The 17454-nt window shown below is 56.5% G+C and carries 15 protein-coding genes; 8 read left to right on the top strand and 7 right to left on the bottom strand.

The window, feature by feature from the left end:
* Position 1 precedes the first annotated feature (1 nt).
* From tpiA to tldD, 5 genes are all read right to left on the bottom strand, one after another.
* Positions 2-775 carry a triose-phosphate isomerase gene (tpiA, locus tag ACJU26_RS02315; protein WP_414040954.1) on the bottom strand — a complete coding sequence of 258 codons (774 nt, stop codon included), beginning with the start codon at positions 773-775 and terminating at the stop codon, positions 2-4.
* Positions 776-875: 100 nt separating this feature from the next.
* Positions 876-2225: a phosphoglucosamine mutase gene (gene glmM / locus ACJU26_RS02310; RefSeq protein ID WP_414040953.1), complete on the bottom strand. Its 1350-nt coding sequence runs from the start codon at positions 2223-2225 to the stop codon at positions 876-878.
* A complete protein-coding gene (gene folP / locus ACJU26_RS02305) occupies positions 2222-3034 on the bottom strand; it encodes a dihydropteroate synthase (RefSeq protein ID WP_414040952.1) in 813 nt (270 codons plus the stop codon). The genes glmM and folP overlap by 4 nt, the downstream gene beginning before the upstream one ends.
* 53 nt (positions 3035-3087) lie before the next feature.
* On the bottom strand, positions 3088-5013 hold the full coding sequence (gene ftsH, locus ACJU26_RS02300) for an ATP-dependent zinc metalloprotease FtsH (protein ID WP_414040951.1): 1926 nt from the start codon (positions 5011-5013) through the stop codon (positions 3088-3090).
* A 96-nt stretch (positions 5014-5109) separates the two neighbouring features.
* Positions 5110-6555: a metalloprotease TldD gene (tldD, locus tag ACJU26_RS02295; protein WP_414040950.1), complete on the bottom strand. Its 1446-nt coding sequence runs from the start codon at positions 6553-6555 to the stop codon at positions 5110-5112.
* A 317-nt stretch (positions 6556-6872) separates the two neighbouring features.
* On the opposite strand from tldD, the gene ACJU26_RS02290 reads away from it, so the two are divergent.
* A complete protein-coding gene (locus ACJU26_RS02290) occupies positions 6873-9725 on the top strand; it encodes a ribonucleoside-diphosphate reductase subunit alpha (protein ID WP_414040949.1) in 2853 nt (950 codons plus the stop codon).
* Positions 9726-9749: 24 nt separating this feature from the next.
* Positions 9750-10865: a ribonucleotide-diphosphate reductase subunit beta gene (locus tag ACJU26_RS02285; RefSeq protein WP_414040948.1), complete on the top strand. Its 1116-nt coding sequence runs from the start codon at positions 9750-9752 to the stop codon at positions 10863-10865.
* A gap of 83 nt (positions 10866-10948) precedes the next feature.
* Here ACJU26_RS02285 and ACJU26_RS02280 read toward each other — a convergent pair whose 3' ends face one another.
* Positions 10949-11728 (bottom strand): methylated-DNA--[protein]-cysteine S-methyltransferase, encoded by a 780-nt coding sequence (locus tag ACJU26_RS02280; protein ID WP_414040947.1) that lies wholly within the window; start codon positions 11726-11728, stop codon positions 10949-10951.
* A 91-nt stretch (positions 11729-11819) separates the two neighbouring features.
* On the opposite strand from ACJU26_RS02280, the gene dinB reads away from it, so the two are divergent.
* Entirely contained in the window at positions 11820-12908 is a 1089-nt protein-coding gene (gene dinB, locus ACJU26_RS02275; protein WP_414040946.1) for a DNA polymerase IV, read from the top strand.
* On the opposite strand, the gene ACJU26_RS02270 is transcribed toward dinB, so the two are convergent.
* Positions 12844-13368 (bottom strand): MFS transporter, encoded by a 525-nt coding sequence (locus ACJU26_RS02270; protein WP_414041908.1) that lies wholly within the window; start codon positions 13366-13368, stop codon positions 12844-12846. The two genes, dinB and ACJU26_RS02270, sit on opposite strands and share 65 nt — an antisense overlap.
* On the opposite strand from ACJU26_RS02270, the gene ACJU26_RS02265 reads away from it, so the two are divergent.
* The 5 genes from ACJU26_RS02265 to ACJU26_RS02245 all read left to right on the top strand — a co-directional run bounded on the left by ACJU26_RS02265 (position 13294) and on the right by ACJU26_RS02245 (position 17259).
* Positions 13294-13491, top strand: coding sequence for a hypothetical protein (locus ACJU26_RS02265; RefSeq protein WP_414042003.1), 198 nt, complete (start codon positions 13294-13296; stop codon positions 13489-13491). The two genes, ACJU26_RS02270 and ACJU26_RS02265, sit on opposite strands and share 75 nt — an antisense overlap.
* Before the next feature lie 95 nt (positions 13492-13586).
* Positions 13587-14123 carry an SRPBCC family protein gene (locus tag ACJU26_RS02260; RefSeq protein WP_414040945.1) on the top strand — a complete coding sequence of 179 codons (537 nt, stop codon included), beginning with the start codon at positions 13587-13589 and terminating at the stop codon, positions 14121-14123.
* Positions 14068-14553, top strand: coding sequence for a cupin domain-containing protein (locus ACJU26_RS02255; protein WP_414040944.1), 486 nt, complete (start codon positions 14068-14070; stop codon positions 14551-14553). The genes ACJU26_RS02260 and ACJU26_RS02255 overlap by 56 nt, the downstream gene beginning before the upstream one ends.
* A 13-nt stretch (positions 14554-14566) precedes the next feature.
* Positions 14567-16435, top strand: coding sequence for a GNAT family N-acetyltransferase (locus ACJU26_RS02250; protein WP_414040943.1), 1869 nt, complete (start codon positions 14567-14569; stop codon positions 16433-16435).
* A 5-nt stretch (positions 16436-16440) separates the two neighbouring features.
* Positions 16441-17259: a PhzF family phenazine biosynthesis protein gene (locus ACJU26_RS02245; protein ID WP_414040942.1), complete on the top strand. Its 819-nt coding sequence runs from the start codon at positions 16441-16443 to the stop codon at positions 17257-17259.
* The last annotated feature ends 195 nt before the right edge of the window (positions 17260-17454 follow it).

Here is a 17454-nt window from a genome sequence, read left to right as displayed (position 1 = left end):
ATTATCCTCCTCGCCCTGCCGACTCGGCAGCACGACAAATCTGAATAAACTCTCCGGCCACCAGGGATGCTCCACCAACCAGAGCACCGTCAATATCTGTCTGATTAAAGAGGGCTGCTGCATTGTTTCCCTTGACGCTGCCTCCATACAACAAAATGATACGCTTGGCCAATTGGCTGGAATATCCGGCGATCAGGTTACGGATAAAGGCATGAACAGCTTGAGCCTGCTCCGGGGTGGCGCTCAGCCCAGTACCAATGGCCCAAATGGGTTCATAAGCAAGAATCAGATTAGGCTGACTGGACTCCCGATTCAAGAGGGGCAATATGGCTTCCACCTGACGCTGCAGAACCTGTTCCGTCGTTCCCTGTTCCCGCTCTGCGGCACTCTCTCCCACGCACACCACCGGTATCAAGCCCGAGGTCAGTGCTGCCTTCACCTTGCGGGCAACCAGATCGTCACTTTCCGCAAAAATCTGTCTTCTTTCCGAATGGCCCACCAAAACATAGCGGCAGCCCATGTCCCTGAGCATTGCCCCCGATATTTCACCGGTATAGGCTCCACTCGCTTCCCAAAAGAGATTTTGCCCGCCCCAACGCAATGCCGTGCCCTTGGCTTCCTGAGAAACGGCATGAAGCAGGGTGAAAGGTGGGAACAGCACCACCTCGGGACGCATCTGTTCCAGCCCGGCGCTGAGAATGGCTTGCGTAAGATGGACGGCATCGGCACTGAGGCCATTCATCTTCCAGTTTCCGGCAACCATGGTGGGGCGCAAATCGAATCTTCCTTTTTCAGCCAGAGGTACATAATCATCTAATGTACGACCGAGTGTAAAGACTCGCTGGGCAGTGGTCAATTTTGATGGCATCCATTTTCTAGCTGGATAATCCTGCTGCCAGGACTTCCAGTTCTGCCGCCAGCGTTTGGGCAACTCGGCCTGCCAGTTCCGCCGATTTCGCCTCCACCATGATGCGCAGCAGGGGTTCTGTCCCCGATGGCCGGACCAAGAGGCGGCCTTGGCCGCCCAGATCATGTTCCGCCGCCTCAATCCCACGTCGGGCTACTGGATTGTCCAGCAAACGTCGCGCATCTGCCAATCGGACCCCGATCAACACCTGGGGATAAGGCTGATAGCCTTCCCGCAGATCTGCCAGACTTTTGTGCTGTCTGCGCATAATGGCCAATACCCGCAAGGCGGCGAGAATGGCATCCCCCGTCGTATTGGCGGGCGTAATAATATGTCCCGAAGATTCCCCACCCAAGGTAAAACCATGCTGCTGCATGGCTTCCAGCACATAGCGGTCGCCTACGGCACTGCGCACAAAGGGCACCCCCAGATCCGCAAGGCTCTGTTCCAGGGCGAGGTTGCTCATGACCGTACCGACCACACCAGACAAGTCACCCTGTTGCTTCATGTCGCGGGCCAACAGCCAGATGAGTTCATCACCATCCAATACCGCGCCCTGCCCATCCACCAGAATCAAGCGGTCGCCATCTCCATCAAAAGCGATGCCCAGATCTGCCTGGGTGCTGCGGACCGTCTCCTGGAGGATTCCCGGGCAGGTCGACCCGACTCCGGCATTGATGTTGATGCCATCGGGTTCGGCACCCAAAAGTGTCAGCTCTGCGCCCAATTCCCGGAACACCATGGGACCCACCTTGTAATTGGCGCCGTGGGCACAATCCACAACCAGGTGCAGGCCCCGCAAATCCAGATTGGCCGGGAAGGTGGTCTTGCAAAATTCCACATATCGGCCGGCTGCATCGTCTACCCGGCGCGCCTTGCCCAGCTGCTCGGAATCAGAAACCAGCATGGGCCGATCCATCCAGGCTTCGATGGCCTCCTCCTGGGCATCGGGTAACTTGTAGCCATCTCCGGAAAAAAACTTGATGCCGTTATCCTGATAGGGATTATGGGAAGCACTGATGACAATGCCGGCATCTGCCCGCAGTGTACGGGTCAGGTAGGCAATGGCCGGTGTTGGCAGAGGTCCGACCAATAACACGTCCACCCCGGCGCTGGCGAGGCCGGACTCCAGTGCGGATTCCAGCAAATAACCGGACAGCCGCGTATCCTTGCCAATCACCACCCGGGGACGTCCGCTAACCCCGGCAGTCAGGACATGACCGGCCGCCCAACCCAGCTTCAATACCCATTCCGGATGAATGACCGAATCTCCAACCCGGCCTCTGACCCCATCTGTACCAAACCACTTTCTACTCATGGTGTTGTCCTCAAGAGCGCCGCGGTGCCCTGTTCCTGTATTCCTGTCCAGACCCTGATGGCCTGAACGGTTTCCGCCACATCGTGGACCCGCAGTATCTGCGCCCCACGGGCTACCGCCCAAAGCGCGGCGGCAATGCTCCCCCCCAGCCGCTGGGCGGCTACCGTGACCCCTGACAGCGTGCCAATCATGCTTTTCCGTGAAGCGCCGACCAGAATCGGCAATCCCAAGGACTGCAAATCTTCCAGTCTCTGTAATAGCAGACAGTTACCCTGCAGATCCTTGGCAAAACCCAATCCAGGATCCAGCAGCAACTGCTCCCGCTGAATACCGGCTGCTTCACAAGCCGATATTCTTTCCCTGAAAAAGTCCTGCACCTCGCCAAGCAGGTCGGTATAGTGTGTATGAGCCTGCATATTGCTCGGGGTGCCACGCATGTGCATCAGGCAGGCTGGAATCCGCAATTCCGCGAGCATCGCCAGAGAATCCGGATCACCCCGTAGTGCCGTCACATCATTCATCAAGCCAGCGCCCAAAGACCAGGCCGCGCGCATGACCCTCGCCTTGTAGGTGTCAATGGAAACCGGCAAGGGTACCGCTTCCAGAACCGCTTCAACGACAGGAAGAAGTCGCTCCATTTCTTCGCTTTCAGACACCGCGGTGGTGCCAGGACGGGTCGATTCAGCGCCGATATCAATGATGTCTCCACCTCCCTCCCAGATCTGGTGGGCCCGCATGACGGCCTGATCCCGACGGATAAAAGCTCCACCATCGGAAAAAGAGTCAGGGGTGACATTCAAAATCCCCATAACACAAGGGCGCCCCAAATACAGCGGGCGCCCATTGCAGTCCAGTGTTACGGTCAAACGGGATGCTCTCCAGGATTCAGGCCAGGCAGAGACTGGCCGCCGGTTTTGTCCGAACTCGCCACGTTGCCGTCAGAAGGCATGCTGGGATAGCTACCTGCGCCTTCCACTGGCGGACGGGGATCACGCCCGGCCATGATGTCGCTTACCTGGTTGGCATCCAGGGTCTCATATTTCAACAAAGCCCGGGCCATGGCCTCCACTTTATCGCGATTTTCCTCGATAAGCTTGCGGGCAATATCATAACGTTCACGAATGATGTTGCGGATTTCCCCGTCCACCGTCATGGCCGTTTGTTCGGAAATATTACTGTGCTTGGTCATTTCCCGCCCAATGAAAACCTCTTCTTCCTTTTCGCCAATCACCATGGGACCGATGCTGGACATACCCCACTGGGTCACCATTTTCCGGGCCAGGTCGGTGGCGCGTTCGATGTCATTGCCTGCACCGGTCGTCATCTGATTCAGGAAGACTTCTTCGGCAATACGCCCACCCATCAGGATGGAAATGTTATTGAGGATTTCCTGCCGCTCATAGTTGAAGCGATCTTCCGTTGGTAACTGCATGGTTACCCCCAAGGCCCGACCTCGCGGGATGATGGTCACCTTGTGCACCGGATCGGTGCCGGGCAGCAACTTGGCCACCACCGTATGACCAGATTCATGGTAGGCCGTCGTTTCGCGCTGCTTGTCGCTCATGACTACCGACTTACGCTCAGCGCCCATCATGACCTTGTCCTTGGCATTTTCAAAGTCGGACATGTCCACCAGACGCTTGCCTTTGCGGGCCGCCATCAAGGCCGCTTCATTGACCAGGTTGGCCAGGTCTGCGCCAGAGAAACCTGGAGTACCCCGGGCAATGACTTTGGGATCCACGTCGGGAGTGATGGGCACCTTGCGCATGTGCACCTGCAGAATCTGCTCACGACCACGAATGTCAGGCAAAGGAACAGTGACCTGCCGGTCAAAACGACCGGGGCGCAACAAGGCCGGATCCAGCACATCGGGACGGTTGGTAGCTGCCACCACAATAACGCCTTCCGTACCTTCAAAACCATCCATTTCTACCAGCAACTGATTGAGGGTCTGCTCACGTTCATCATTGCCACCGCCCAGGCCAGCCCCACGCTGACGTCCCACCGCATCAATCTCGTCGATGAAAATGATGCAGGGGGCATGTTTTTTCGCCTGCTCGAACATGTCCCGAACCCGGGAGGCACCGACACCCACGAACATTTCCACAAAATCGGAACCGGAAATGGAGAAGAAAGGCACCCGGGCTTCGCCGGCAATGGCCCGCGCCAACAAGGTTTTACCCGCACCCGGCGAACCCATCAGCAGTACACCCTTGGGAATACGTCCGCCGAGGCGCTGAAACTTCTGGGGATCACGCAGGAATTCGACAATTTCCGCCAGTTCTTCCTTGGCTTCTTCAACACCGGCGACATCCGCAAAGGTCACCTTGTTGTTTTCTTCGGTGAGCATCCGGGCCTTGCTGCGACCAAAGGTCATGGCGCCACGACCACCCGCACCACCACCGCCCATCTGCCGCATGAAAAAAATCCAGACGCCAATGAGGAGCAGCATGGGGAACCAGGAAATCAGGATAGACAGGAGAATGGATTGTCCTGCCGGGGGTTTGACATTGATTTTCACGCCTGCGGCCAGTAACTGGGGTATCAGTTGAGTATCATTGGTCGGCGTATACACACTGAACTTTTGTCCCGAACTGAGGCTTCCCGTGACATGATTGGCATCAATAGTCACATCGGCAACTTGCCCTTGCTTGATACTGTTCACAAAGGTGGAAAAGTTCATAGCCTGAGCCGGCGTTGGACTGCTCGTATTGAGGTTCTGGAACACCAGCATCAGAATGACCCCTATGGCCACCCACAACAACACGTTTTTCAAGACATTATTCATAAGTTACCCCCGCAAGGGAGAATTTTGATCCAATTGCAAGAAGGACAGGTTTTTTGATGTTAGCCCTCTGTAAGGCCACTGACAATAATATTTTTTTCAACCCTGGGTTCCTCCGACCGTCAGATCGTGTATTTTGAGAGTAGGCTGACCGACACCCACCGGTACACTCTGACCATCCTTGCCACAGGTACCTACACCTGTATCTAATTGGAGATCGTTGCCGATCATTTCAACCCTGGTCAGCACATCCGGACCATTACCAATCAAGGTCGCGCCTTTTACCGGCCTGGTTATCTTACCATTTTCAATCAGATAGGCTTCCGAAGCGGAAAATACGAATTTGCCGTTGGTAATATCCACCTGGCCGCCACCAAAATTCACCGCATACAGGCCACGTCGCACGCTGGCAATGATTTCCCGGGGATCGCTATTACCCGCACGCATGTAAGTATTGGTCATCCGGGGCATGGGCAGGTGGGCATAGGACTCCCGGCGACCATTCCCCGTCGAACGGGTACCGGTCAGGCGGGCGTTGAGGGTGTCCTGCAGATAGCCCTTGAGAATGCCATCTTCGATCAGGGTGGTGCACTGGGTTGGCGTACCTTCGTCGTCCACATTGAGACTGCCCCGGCGGTTTTCCAGGGTACCATCGTCCACCACCGTCACCCCCGGAGCCGCAACCCGCTCGCCGACCCGACCGCTGAAGGCGCTGGTCCCCTTGCGATTGAAATCGCCTTCCAAACCATGTCCGATGGCTTCATGCAGGAGGATTCCCGGCCAACCCGGACCCAGTACCACATCCATGCTGCCGGCCGGTGCCGCTTCAGCCTCCAGATTGACCAGTGCCTGCCGGGCTGCTTCCTGGGCAAAATCTTCGGCCATCTGCCCTTCCAGGAAGTTTTGATAGTCAAAGCGACCACCACCGCCCGCACTACCCTGCTCCCGTCTCCCCCCCTGCTCGGCAATGACCGAAACTTGCAGTCGCACCAAAGGACGCACATCTGCCGCCATACTGCCATCCAGCCGCGCCACCAGTACCACCTCGAACTTGGCACTGAGACTGGCCATCACTTGAACAATCCGCGGATCAACGGCCCGCGCCGTCCGCTCTACCCGTTCCAGCAAGGCAATTTTTTCTTCATTGGGAATGGAGGCCAATGGGTCGGTGGGTCGATAAAGAGATAATCCCTGGCGCCGCTGCCAGACCATGCCCCGGTTTTCTCCCGCTTGGTGGACAATGGCACGGGCTGCATCTGCAGCTGTCAGCAAGGCATCCACGGCAATCTCATCGGAATACGCCAGCCCCTGTCGCTCACCATTGATGGCGCGCACTCCCACACCCTGCTCGATGGCATGACTGCCACTTTTGACCACACCTTCTTCCAGGCTGAAACCTTCGCTGCGGCTGTACTGAAAATACAGGTCCGCATCATCCAGCGCCCGGTGCGACAATCTGCCAAACACCTTTTCCAACTCCCCTTCGCTGATGCCGCCGGGAGCAAATAAAGTGGCGCGTGCTATATCCAGGGTTGAAGCCTTCATAATGATCCTTCCTTGCGTGTCCATGGCATCAGTATGCGCCCAAGAAGCGGTTTAGAACAAGTCCAGTTTTATCGTCATACAATTTTACTTCCGAAATATTCCGAAACCCTTGAAAAATGATTGCACTGGCTCCCTTATCCACATCTTGTCACGCAGTTATCCACGCCTTCATCCACAATATGTAGTTGACAACCGCTTTAGTGGGACTATATTTAGTGAATGAGGCGTCTGGCAAGCAATTGTTTTCCCGGGTGCCCGTCGCGTGACCTACACGCCGCTCTTTCCTGGCCCTTTCGCCCTGATTCGGAGTCTCAAACATGCCCAATCCTGCCGCTCAAACCGTCGTCAGCAATCCCGCATACGATCCATCAGAAGCCAGCCACTACAAGGTGATCCGTCGCAACAACGCGGTGGTCCCGTTTGATGCCAGCAAAATCCATATCGCCATGACCAAAGCCTTTCTGGCCGTGGAAGGAGGCAGTGGCGCCGCCAGCGCCCGGGTGCGTGATCTGGTCACTCGCCTGACCGGACAAGTCATCGAGGCCTTGCAAAGGCGCCAGCCCGGTGGCGGCACCTTTCATATTGAAGACATTCAGGATCAGGTAGAACTGGCCTTGATGCGGGCCGGTGAACATGAAGTAGCCCGGGCCTACGTGCTGTATCGTGAAGAGCGCGCCCGTGAGCGTCGCCAACAGAACGCCGCCACACTCCTGACCGACCTCCCGCAAATCCAGGTGAAGCATCCTGATGGCAGCCAACGCTTTCTTGATATGCAGCGCCTGCGGGCAGTGATTGAAGAAGCCTGCAGCGGTCTCGGCGAGGCCGTCTCCGTGGATACGCTACTGAGCAACACCAGCAAAAATCTCTACGACGGCATCAGCGAGGACGAACTCTTTCAGGCGCCGATTCTGGCAAGCCGGGTAATGATCGAGCGTGACCCTGCCTACGCTTATGTTTCTGCGCGCCTGCTGCTGGATCGGGTACGCTGGGAAGTACTGGGTGAAGCAGCCACCCAGGCAGAAATGACCCTGCGCTATCCCGAATACTTTCGGGACTATCTGCAAACCGGCATTGCCCATGAACTGATTGATCCCCGTCTGGGGCAATATGATCTGGAGCGCATCACGGCAGCCCTGAAACCGGAACGGGATCTCAATTTTCAGTATTTGGGCTTGCAGATTCTCTATGACCGTTATTTCCTGCATGTGCGGGGTCGCCATATTGAACTGCCCCAGTCCTTCTGGATGCGCGTCGCCATGGGTCTGGCCATCAACGAAGTCGATCGGGAAAAACACGCCATCGCCTTTTATGAAGTGCTTTCCAGCTTCGATTTTGTCAGTTCAACGCCGACCCTGTTCAACTCCGGTACCCTGCGCCCGCAATTGTCCAGCTGTTTCCTGACCACCGTGGGGGATGATCTGGACGACATTTATGAGGCCATCAAGGAAAATGCCCTGCTTTCCAAATTCAGCGGCGGCCTGGGCAATGACTGGACCCCGGTGCGGGCACTGGGATCTTTCATCAAGGGCACCAACGGCAAATCCCAGGGCGTTGTTCCCTTCCTCAAGGTCGTCAATGACACCGCCGTGGCCGTGAATCAGGGCGGCAAGCGCAAGGGCGCGGTCTGCGCCTATCTCGAAACCTGGCACATGGATATCGAGGAATTTCTCGAACTGCGCAAAAATACCGGTGATGATCGGCGTCGTACCCATGACATGAACACCGCCAACTGGATTCCCGACCTGTTCATGGAACGGGTGGAAAATAACGGCACCTGGACCCTGTTCAGCCCCAATGAAACGGCAGATCTGCATGACCTGACGGGCACCGCATTCCGGGAGCGCTACGAACATTATGAGCGTTTGGCGGATGCCGGCGAAATCGAGCTGTACAAAAAAATTCCGGCCATTCAGCTCTGGCGTAAAATGTTGACCATGCTGTTTGAAACCGGGCATCCCTGGATTACCTTCAAGGATCCCTGCAATCTGCGCAGCCCCCAACAACATGTGGGTGTCGTACACAGTTCCAACCTCTGTACGGAAATCACCCTCAACACCAATGACAAGGAAATTGCCGTTTGCAACCTAGGATCCGTCAACTTGCTTGCCCACCTGAAAAGCGCTGCCTTGGCTGATTCTCCCGCCCTGCGCACGGAAAGCACGCCGGAAGACCTGCTGGCACTGCTGGATACGGACAAGCTTGGCCGGACCATCCGGATTGCCATGCGCATGCTCGACAATGTCATTGACATGAACTACTACGCCGTCAGCAAGGCCCGTAACAGCAACCTGCGTCATCGTCCGGTGGGCCTCGGCTTGATGGGCTTTTCCGACGCCCTGCTGGAAATGCGGATACCTTACGCCTCGGCGGCCGCTGTGGCATTTGCCGATATCAGCCAGGAAGTGATTTCGTACCACGCCCTGGACGCATCGGCCGATCTGGCCCAGGAACGTGGCAGTTATCCCAGTTTTCAGGGATCTCTCTGGAGTCAGGGGATATTACCCATCGACAGCATTGAAGTGCTCGCCGCCAGCCGTGAGCACGGCGTGGATGTGGATCGCAGCTACCGCCTCGACTGGACTGTGCTGCGCAACAAGGTTCGCAAGGGCATCCGTAACAGCAACTGTCTGGCCATCGCGCCCACGGCAACCATTTCCAACATTGTCGGCGTCAGTCAAGGCATTGAACCCATTTATCAAAACCTGTACGTCAAATCCAATCTTTCCGGCGAATTTACGGTGGTAAACGGCTATCTGGTGCGTGACCTCAAACGTCTGGGCCTCTGGGATGAAGTCATGGTCAATGATCTCAAGTACTTTGACGGCTCCGTCATGCCGGTGGATCGCATTCCCGCCGCGCTCAAGCCCCTGTATGCCAACGCCTTTGAAACGGACCCGGAATGGCTGGTGGAAGCGGCGGCACGCCGGCAGAAATGGCTGGACCAGGCGCAAAGCCTGAATCTGTATTTTGGTCAGCCCTCCGGCAAGAAAATTGACGAAACCTATCGTCTGGCCTGGAAGCGCGGCCTGAAGACCACTTATTACCTCCGTTCGCTGGGCGCTACGGCAGCGGAAAAATCTACTGTACAAACAGGCACTCTCAACGCCGTGCCCGGCCATCAGCCCAAGGCCTGTGCCATTGACGATCCCACCTGTGAAGCCTGCCAATAATTAAGCAGAGGAGAATGTACCGTCATGTTGAATTTTGAAAACAGTTTGCGTCCCGAACCGCTGCGCAGCAGCACCCTGCAGGATTTGCCGGAATCCTCCCACGACGAGGAAAGCATCCGCTTCGCCCGGGTGCGGGCCGAGGACAAGCGCATCATCAACGGCCGTGCCGATGTCAACCAGTTGGTTCCTTTCAAGTATCAGTGGGCCTGGGACAAGTATCTGGCGGCCTGCGCCAACCACTGGATGCCCCAGGAAATCCAGATGGCCAGGGATATTGCCCTGTGGAAAGATCCCAAAGGACTGAGCGAAGACGAACGTCGGATCGTCAAGCGCAATCTCGGCTTTTTCGTCACCGCCGATAGTCTCGCGGCCAACAACATCGTGCTGGGCACCTATCGCCACATCACCGCGCCGGAATGCCGACAATACATGCTCCGTCAGGCCTTTGAAGAAGCCATTCATACCCATGCCTACCAGTACATTGTGGAATCCATTGGCCTGGATGAGGGGGAAATCTTCAACATGTACCACGAAGTGCCTTCGGTACGTGACAAGGATCAGTTTCTCATGCCCTTCATCGACATTCTGGCGGACCCCCACTTCAAGACGGGCACCCTGGAAAATGACCAGAAATTGTTGCGTTCCCTGATTGTTTTTGCGGCCATCATGGAAGGCACCTTCTTCTATGTCGGCTTCAGCCAGATTCTGGCCATGGGCCGGCAGAACAAGATGGTGGGCGCCGCCGAACAGTACCAGTACATTCTCCGCGACGAGTCCATGCACTGCAATTTTGGTCTGGATATGGCCAATCAGATCAAGGTCGAAAACCCCCAATTGTGGACGGAAGCCTTCCAGCAGGAAATGATTGACCTGATCCGGCGCGGGGTGGAGCTGGAATGTGCCTATGCCGACGACACCATGCCCCGTGGGGTGCTGGGTCTCAATGCCCCGATATTCAAGGACTACGTCAAATTCATCGGTAACCGGCGCCTGGTCCAGTTAGGTCTGCCCCAACAGTACCCGGGAGTGCAAAACCCCTTCCCCTGGATGAGCGAAATGATGGACCTCAAAAAGGAAAAAAACTTTTTTGAAACCCGGGTGACGGAATATCAAACCGGGGGGGCATTGAGCTGGGATTGAGGGCATTGAAAGATGAGGTTGTCAGAGGGACGATGTACTGGCTTGGCTGGACAGATTGCCGAAGTTGGTTTCCAGTCGGAATACTATGCGGAATTTGGCTGCGTAACGGTTGATATCGAGCAACCTTGTTCTAGCTTCAGTAAACGTTTTTTAATGGATATTCCCCCGCCATAGCCCCCCAGGTCTCCGTTACTTTCCAGGATTCGATGACAGGGGATTGCAATGGCCATGGCATTGGCGCCATTGGCACTGGCGACGGCACGCACTGCCTTGGCATTTCCTATGGCGTCTGCAAGTTCCAAATAGCTTGCGGTGGAACCATAGGGTATTTTCATCAGCGCAATCCAAACGGCCTTCTGAAAATCGGTCCCCACCATCAATAACGGAATGTCAAATTCCCTTCTGCTTCCCTTCAGATATTCATCCAGTTGCTCTCTTGCGGCTGTCAGCGTCGCATCGTCGTGTTCCACGAAATCGGCTGTAAGACCGGTCTTTATCCGCTTATCAACAGTAGTTCTCATTTTTCTGTATCGGTAATCCAGCAAGCATAGCCGATCATCAAAAGAGCCCAGTATGAGTTCCCCGATTTTTGTTTGGTGATATTGGATATGGATTTGATTCATGGGCAACACTCCTGACCGCTTGCGCGCACAACCTTTCAGTGCCGCCCATGCATCCAGAGGATGGATAGGCCTGTGATAGGCAGGGCCGGGAACGGTTCCGGTATGCCAAGCGGTTATACCCACAGGTCCCTCAATCTGTCCCAAGTTGTTCACGTTGAACGGGTTTGGCCTTCCCGTCAAGCAGCCATTCTGCTGCTCTCCTTCACCTTCGTGCCATTGTCCCAATGAACCGGTTACCATCCCCCAGAATTCCTCTTCTTCTCCGGTCGGGCTCTGATACACTGTCGATCATGGAGAGGGCAGCTTTTGGTCGAACCTGCTGATGGAGCCCATGGCCGATCTGCGCAAGATCATCCATGTGGACCTGGATGCCTTCTTTGCCGCCGTGGAGCAACGGGACCATCCCGAACTGCGCGGCAAACCCGTCATCGTCGGCGGCGACCCTGCCGGTCGCGGGGTGGTAGCCACCTGCAGCTACGAAGCCCGCCGCTATGGCATTCGCTCGGCCATGACCGCCGCCCGCGCTCGTTCCCTCTGTCCTCAGGCCATTTTTCTTCGCCCCCGCATGGAGGCATACCGAGACAGTTCCCGTCAGGTCATGACCATCCTGCGCCGCTATACCCCCCTCGTGGAACCCCTGTCGCTGGACGAAGCGTTTCTGGATGTCACGGCGGCCACCGCCAACGGCGTTCTGGCCGTCCAGATCGCTCGGGAGATTCGGGCCGCGGTCCGGCAGGAAACGGGCCTGACCATTTCGGCGGGGGTATCCTACAACAAATTGCTGGCCAAGCTGGCGTCCGATTGGCGCAAGCCGGACGGACTCTTTGTGATTCCCCCCGAAAAGGGTCTGACCTTTCTATCTCCGCTGCCCGTCGGCAAGCTCCATGGGGTGGGCCCCGCCACCGTGAGAAAACTCTCGACCATGGGAATTCATACGGTGCTGGATCTGCGCAATACCCCACGGGAAACCTTGATTGCCCAATTCGGCAAGGCCGGTGCCTGGTTTGCCGAGATTGCCCGAGGGAGGGACCATCGCCCGGTGCAACCGAGTCGAGCCAGGAAGTCGGTGGGCGTCGAACGGACCTTTCCCGAGAATCTGGAAGACCGGCACCTCCTGCTGGCCACCCTGCAGGACATGGCGGAGCGGGTATCCGCCCGGCTCCAGGCGCAAGGGCTGGCAGGACGGACGGCGGGCATCAAGGTCCGTTTTGCCGATTTTAGGACAGTCACCCGCGCATACACCTTTTCGCAGTCGATCTGGCGCCCGGAGACCATCGCTGCCTGCTTGCCTGGGTTGCTGGATAACGCCATTCCCGTCGAATCCCACGTTTCCGTCCGTTTGTTGGGAGTGACCGTCAGTGCTTTGCAGGCGGAGGAGGAGTCACCCAGCCATTTGGGCCAGATGCGCTTGCTGGACTGAGGTCGCCGTTGCGGCCGGTACGGTAAAACTGGCAGTAAATGAACCCGCGCCTTCCCCACCATGGATCTGGACGGCAGCCAGGGCATTGACACCGAACGCGGCGCCCAGGTTTGGGCAGCAATTGGATCGCTTGCGCTAGCGGAAAGATGCGCACCCCGGTGCGTCCCTTGCCGACGTCCCTGGCACGGGACAGCAGGATCAAAGCGACCAGACCGATGGGCAGATTGATCCAGAACACCCAGCACCAACCGAGCGTCGCATTGAGAGCGGCCCCGACCAGGGGACCAAAAATCGCGGCCAGCCCCCAGACGCCGCTGAGCATCCCTTGCATTCGACCTCGCTCCGCAGAACCGAAGAGGGGGCAAGCAACGTATAGGAAAGGACGATGATCATGCCCGCTCCCGCGCCTTGCCCCACGCTGGCCCAGATCTTTGGCAATGATCGGTGGCAGGGTACTCATGACCGTCCCATCGGTGGCGGCAAGGAACAGCACGACGAAAACGGCAACCAATGCCAAGCGCATCACGACTTTATGCGTCGCAGCGCCAGCCCGCAGGATATTGCCGATATCGCCCTGATGTGATGCTGACCGAATCGACTTATCTGACCGGAGAAGTGATTATGGTGGACGGTGGGATGAATCTTGTTTGAGCAACGGCCAAATCATGAAGGATAACCATGCATCAGATTGTGACACAGATTGATATTGCGGCATCACCGGAGCGTGTGTGGTCCATCCTCCTGGATTTCTCCACCTACCCGCAATGGAATCCCTTCATTCGCTCGCTTTCCGGAGTGCCAAAACCGGGAGAAAAATTGCGTGCAACCATTCAGCCAGAGGGGCGGCGAGTCATGACCTTCCGCCCGAAGGTGCTGAGGGCAACGGATCAACAAGAACTATGCTGGCTCGGCCACCTGGGGTTTCCGGGTATCTTTGACGGCGAACACTACTTTCAGCTCACCATGATCGGTAATGGGCATACGCGCTTTACCCAGGGAGAGCAATTCTCGGGCATTCTGGTGGGCATGTTCCTATCCAGCATGGAAGCAGCGACAAAAGCGGGTTTTCATGCCATGAATCAGGCATTGAAGAACCGTGCAGAGATAAATGACCATATTGGCAACGCAGATGCGGACATTTCCCAGGAGGAGTATCGACATGAATACCCGAAAACTGCTGCTCACCGCGCAGGAAATCCGGCAGATAAAGGGTGAACAGAAGGTCCATTTTCTCAACCCCAATGCCGTCCGTATCAATAAGTCGCTGGGCGATGCCGTAGGCCTTCGGCATATGGGTATACATCTCATCCGGATCGAGCCGGGCAAAGAGAGTACCGAGTACCACCTGCATCATTATGAAGAAGAAGCCGTGTACGTGCTGTCTGGTAAGGGCATGCTCACCATGGGAGAGGATCAGTATCCCATCGCCCCAGGTGATTTCGTCGGTTTTCCTTGCCATGCAGCCGCGCACAGCATCAGCAACGATGGAACGGAAACATTGGAGTGTCTCGTCATCGGTCAGCGCCTGGATCAAGACGTCACGGATTACCCGAATCAACATAAACGCCTGTACCGTAATAATGGGGAATGGAATCTGGTGGATATGGCAGATATCCTTGTATTGCGCGAATCCACACGGAAATGACCGGAGGCCACACGTGTATTGTCCTGAGTCCTTTGCGGAAAATCGCCCGGAAATCCTGCGGGCACTGATTCAGCGTTATCCCCTCGCAACACTGGTCAGTATGGGCGTAAACGGTCTGGAGGCAAATCATATTCCCTTGTACCTCGCACCCGGCGAAGCACCGCAACCGGTGCTGCAGGGCCATGTGGCGCGCGCCAATCCATTGTGGCAAGAAGTACCTGTGAATGCTGAGGTGCTGGTCATCTTTCAGGGGCCGCAACACTACATCAGCCCTTCCTGGTACGCGACCAAGGCGGAAACCGGCAAGGTGGTGCCGACCTGGAACTATGTCGTGGTCCATGCCTATGGTCCTTTGCAAATCCGCGATGACCCCGCCTGGATACGACAACAGATGGTCGCGCTGACGGCGCAACAGGAGCAGGACTTCTCTTTGCCCTGGCAGGTGGATGATGCCCCCCAGGACTTTACGGAAAGACTCATTCAGCAGGTGGTGGGCATAGAAATTCCCGTCTCCCGTTGGCAAGGCAAATGGAAGGTCAGCCAGAACCAGCCGCTTTGCAACCGCGACAGCGTCATCACGCACCTGGAGCAGCACAACCAGCCCGTTTCTGGGACGATGGCTGAATACATTATTGGACAGCAGCCTCAAGGGCGGCAAAAGGAGCTAACCCCGATGACGATAACCGTGGGTTTTCTGGTGTTTCCGGGTATCCAATTGCTGGATCTGGCGGGGCCATATGAAATTTTTTCCGCCTTACCGGATGGCAAGGTCCATCTGTTCTGGAAAACCCGCGAGCCGGTGGCCTGTTCTGCGGGAATGCTTCTGGAGCCTACGACCACTCTCGCGGACGGGCCGCAGGTAGATGTGCTGTGCATACCCGGTGGGGTCGGCATCAACGCCTTGCTTCTGGATCAGGAAGTGCAAGCCTGGGTGCAGTGCCAGGCAATATCGGCGCAATTTGTCACCTCTGTGTGCACGGGTGCTTTGCTGCTCGGTACGGCTGGATTGCTCACTGGACGACGCGCGACGACACATTGGCGATATCATGATCTCCTCGCCGAATTGGGTGCCATACCCGTCAAGGAGCGTGTGGTTCGGGACGGTAATCTGATCAGCGGCGGCGGGGTTACTGCCGGGATAGATTTTGGACTCACGCTGGTAGCCGCACTGCGCGGCCAAGCTGCAGCAGAAGAAATTCAGCTTGCCCTGGAATATGCGCCGGAGCCGCCTTTCCAAGCCGGCGGGCCGGAGGATGCTCCCAAGGATATTGGGGAGCTTGTCCGGCGCCGTACCGAACTATTGCACGCCGAACATGAACGGATGGCCGGTGCGTGGCGGAAACTCCCGCCTGGTCTGTATGACAAGAGCCAACGGCATGAACTGCGCACCCCTCTCGTTCGGGAATTGCGGCAGGATGACGATCCCGCTTACCGTTCGCTTTGGCGGGATGCCTTGCAACAACATGCACAGTATTTCCGCACAGCTGTAGAAGACGATGTCCCTACGGGTATCCCCACGCGAGGAGCGAAAGACAGCTTTACCTTCGGTGCTTTCGAGAAGAATGCACTGGTCGGGATCGTCAGTCTGGAGCGGGATCGCGGTGTGAAGTTGCGGCATAAGGCGCTACTTTTTCGGATGTTCGTTGCGCCGGAGGTGGCCGGTCATGGTATCGGTAAGTCGCTGTTACAAGAGGTACTCGCCCGGGCACAAGGCATCGATGATTTACGGTACATCCATCTGACCGTTCTGGAGCGAAACCAGCGGGCGCGAGATCTGTATCGATCGCTGGGCTTTGTGGATTTCGCATTGGAGCCAGAGGCTGTTCGCATGGACGCAGATTATGTGGGCGAGGTACAAATGATGCGATTCCTCAGAAGGTGAATGTCATGAAGCTGATGCAGTACCAGGTCGATGCTTTTAGTCACCAGGTTTTTTCCGGCAATCCGGCGGCTGTTGTTCCTCTGGACCAATGGCTTCCCGATGCGATCATGCAAGCCATTGCCGAAGAGAACCATCTCTCCGAGACCGCCTTTTATGTCCCGGCGAAAAACCCCGGTACTTTCCATTTACGCTGGTTCACACCAGTGGTTGAAGTGGATTTGTGTGGTCATGCCACCCTGGCAACCGCGCATGTGCTTTTTCAGGAGCGCGGATTTTCGGGAGACGAGATTGCCTTTGAGACGCGTAGTGGCATATTGCGAGTCAAAAAAATGCCTGAAGGGCAGCTCTCCATGGATTTCCCGCTGCGGCCCTTGCATCCAGTGGAAATTCCCCCGTTGATGGAAAATGCGCTAGGACAAAAGCCCCTCGCAGTGCTGGCGGGCGACGACTATGTCGTGCTTTTTCGCGATGAAGCGCAGATTCGCGCCATCCATCCTGATATGTCCGTGCTGCAGAGACTGGATCTGCGTGGGGTAGCGATTACCGCTCCGGGGAAAGACTGCGATTTTGTCGCGCGCTTCTTCGGACCGAAAGTCGGGGTTCCCGAAGACCCGGTTACCGGCTCGGCCTACACGGCACTTGCCCCGTATTGGGCAGAAAGGCTGGGGAAAACCATGCTCCGCGCGCGGCAGGTTTCTCCGCGTGGCGGTGAAATTCATTGTGGTGTTGAACGTGATCGCGTAACCCTCACAGGTGCTGCGACTACTTTCATGGTGGGAGAGATTCGAATCCCAGAGCTTTATAAGCTTTATGACGTGCCATGAACGAATGCCCACTGAGGCGAAAACCGCTTGAAGCGACAGAACTCGACTAGATGATTGGCTGCAACTTTTAGCCTTAAACCATGAAGCGACTATTTCCGTTAACATCGGATATCCTACCTCCTTTGACCGATATTCATCGTCCTCAAGCTGGGCGGAAGGCCTGCTTCCGCTGCCCTACCGCCGTTAAACCCTGAT

It is taken from the genome of Acidithiobacillus sp. M4-SHS-6, assembly GCF_047421495.1.
In the GTDB taxonomy this organism is placed as follows: domain Bacteria; phylum Pseudomonadota; class Gammaproteobacteria; order Acidithiobacillales; family Acidithiobacillaceae; genus Acidithiobacillus.
Note: the sequence above shows the minus strand (reverse complement) of the source record. Positions and strands in the feature narration are given on the sequence as shown.

What these genes read in the sequence shown, in the direction of transcription:
- ACJU26_RS02290 (WP_414040949.1), top strand. Translation starts at nt 6,873, where the DNA reads ATGCCCAATCCTGCCGCTCAAACCGTCGTCAGCAATCCCGCATACGAT.
- ACJU26_RS02255 (WP_414040944.1), top strand. Translation starts at nt 14,068, where the DNA reads ATGAATACCCGAAAACTGCTGCTCACCGCGCAGGAAATCCGGCAGATA.
- ftsH (WP_414040951.1), bottom strand. Translation starts at nt 5,013, where the DNA reads ATGAATAATGTCTTGAAAAACGTGTTGTTGTGGGTGGCCATAGGGGTC.
- ACJU26_RS02265 (WP_414042003.1), top strand. Translation starts at nt 13,294, where the DNA reads ATGATCATGCCCGCTCCCGCGCCTTGCCCCACGCTGGCCCAGATCTTT.
- dinB (WP_414040946.1), top strand. Translation starts at nt 11,820, where the DNA reads ATGGCCGATCTGCGCAAGATCATCCATGTGGACCTGGATGCCTTCTTT.
- ACJU26_RS02245 (WP_414040942.1), top strand. Translation starts at nt 16,441, where the DNA reads ATGAAGCTGATGCAGTACCAGGTCGATGCTTTTAGTCACCAGGTTTTT.
- ACJU26_RS02280 (WP_414040947.1), bottom strand. Translation starts at nt 11,728, where the DNA reads ATGGTAACCGGTTCATTGGGACAATGGCACGAAGGTGAAGGAGAGCAG.
- tldD (WP_414040950.1), bottom strand. Translation starts at nt 6,555, where the DNA reads ATGAAGGCTTCAACCCTGGATATAGCACGCGCCACTTTATTTGCTCCC.
- ACJU26_RS02270 (WP_414041908.1), bottom strand. Translation starts at nt 13,368, where the DNA reads ATGAGTACCCTGCCACCGATCATTGCCAAAGATCTGGGCCAGCGTGGG.
- ACJU26_RS02285 (WP_414040948.1), top strand. Translation starts at nt 9,750, where the DNA reads ATGTTGAATTTTGAAAACAGTTTGCGTCCCGAACCGCTGCGCAGCAGC.
- folP (WP_414040952.1), bottom strand. Translation starts at nt 3,034, where the DNA reads ATGGGGATTTTGAATGTCACCCCTGACTCTTTTTCCGATGGTGGAGCT.
- ACJU26_RS02260 (WP_414040945.1), top strand. Translation starts at nt 13,587, where the DNA reads ATGCATCAGATTGTGACACAGATTGATATTGCGGCATCACCGGAGCGT.
- glmM (WP_414040953.1), bottom strand. Translation starts at nt 2,225, where the DNA reads ATGAGTAGAAAGTGGTTTGGTACAGATGGGGTCAGAGGCCGGGTTGGA.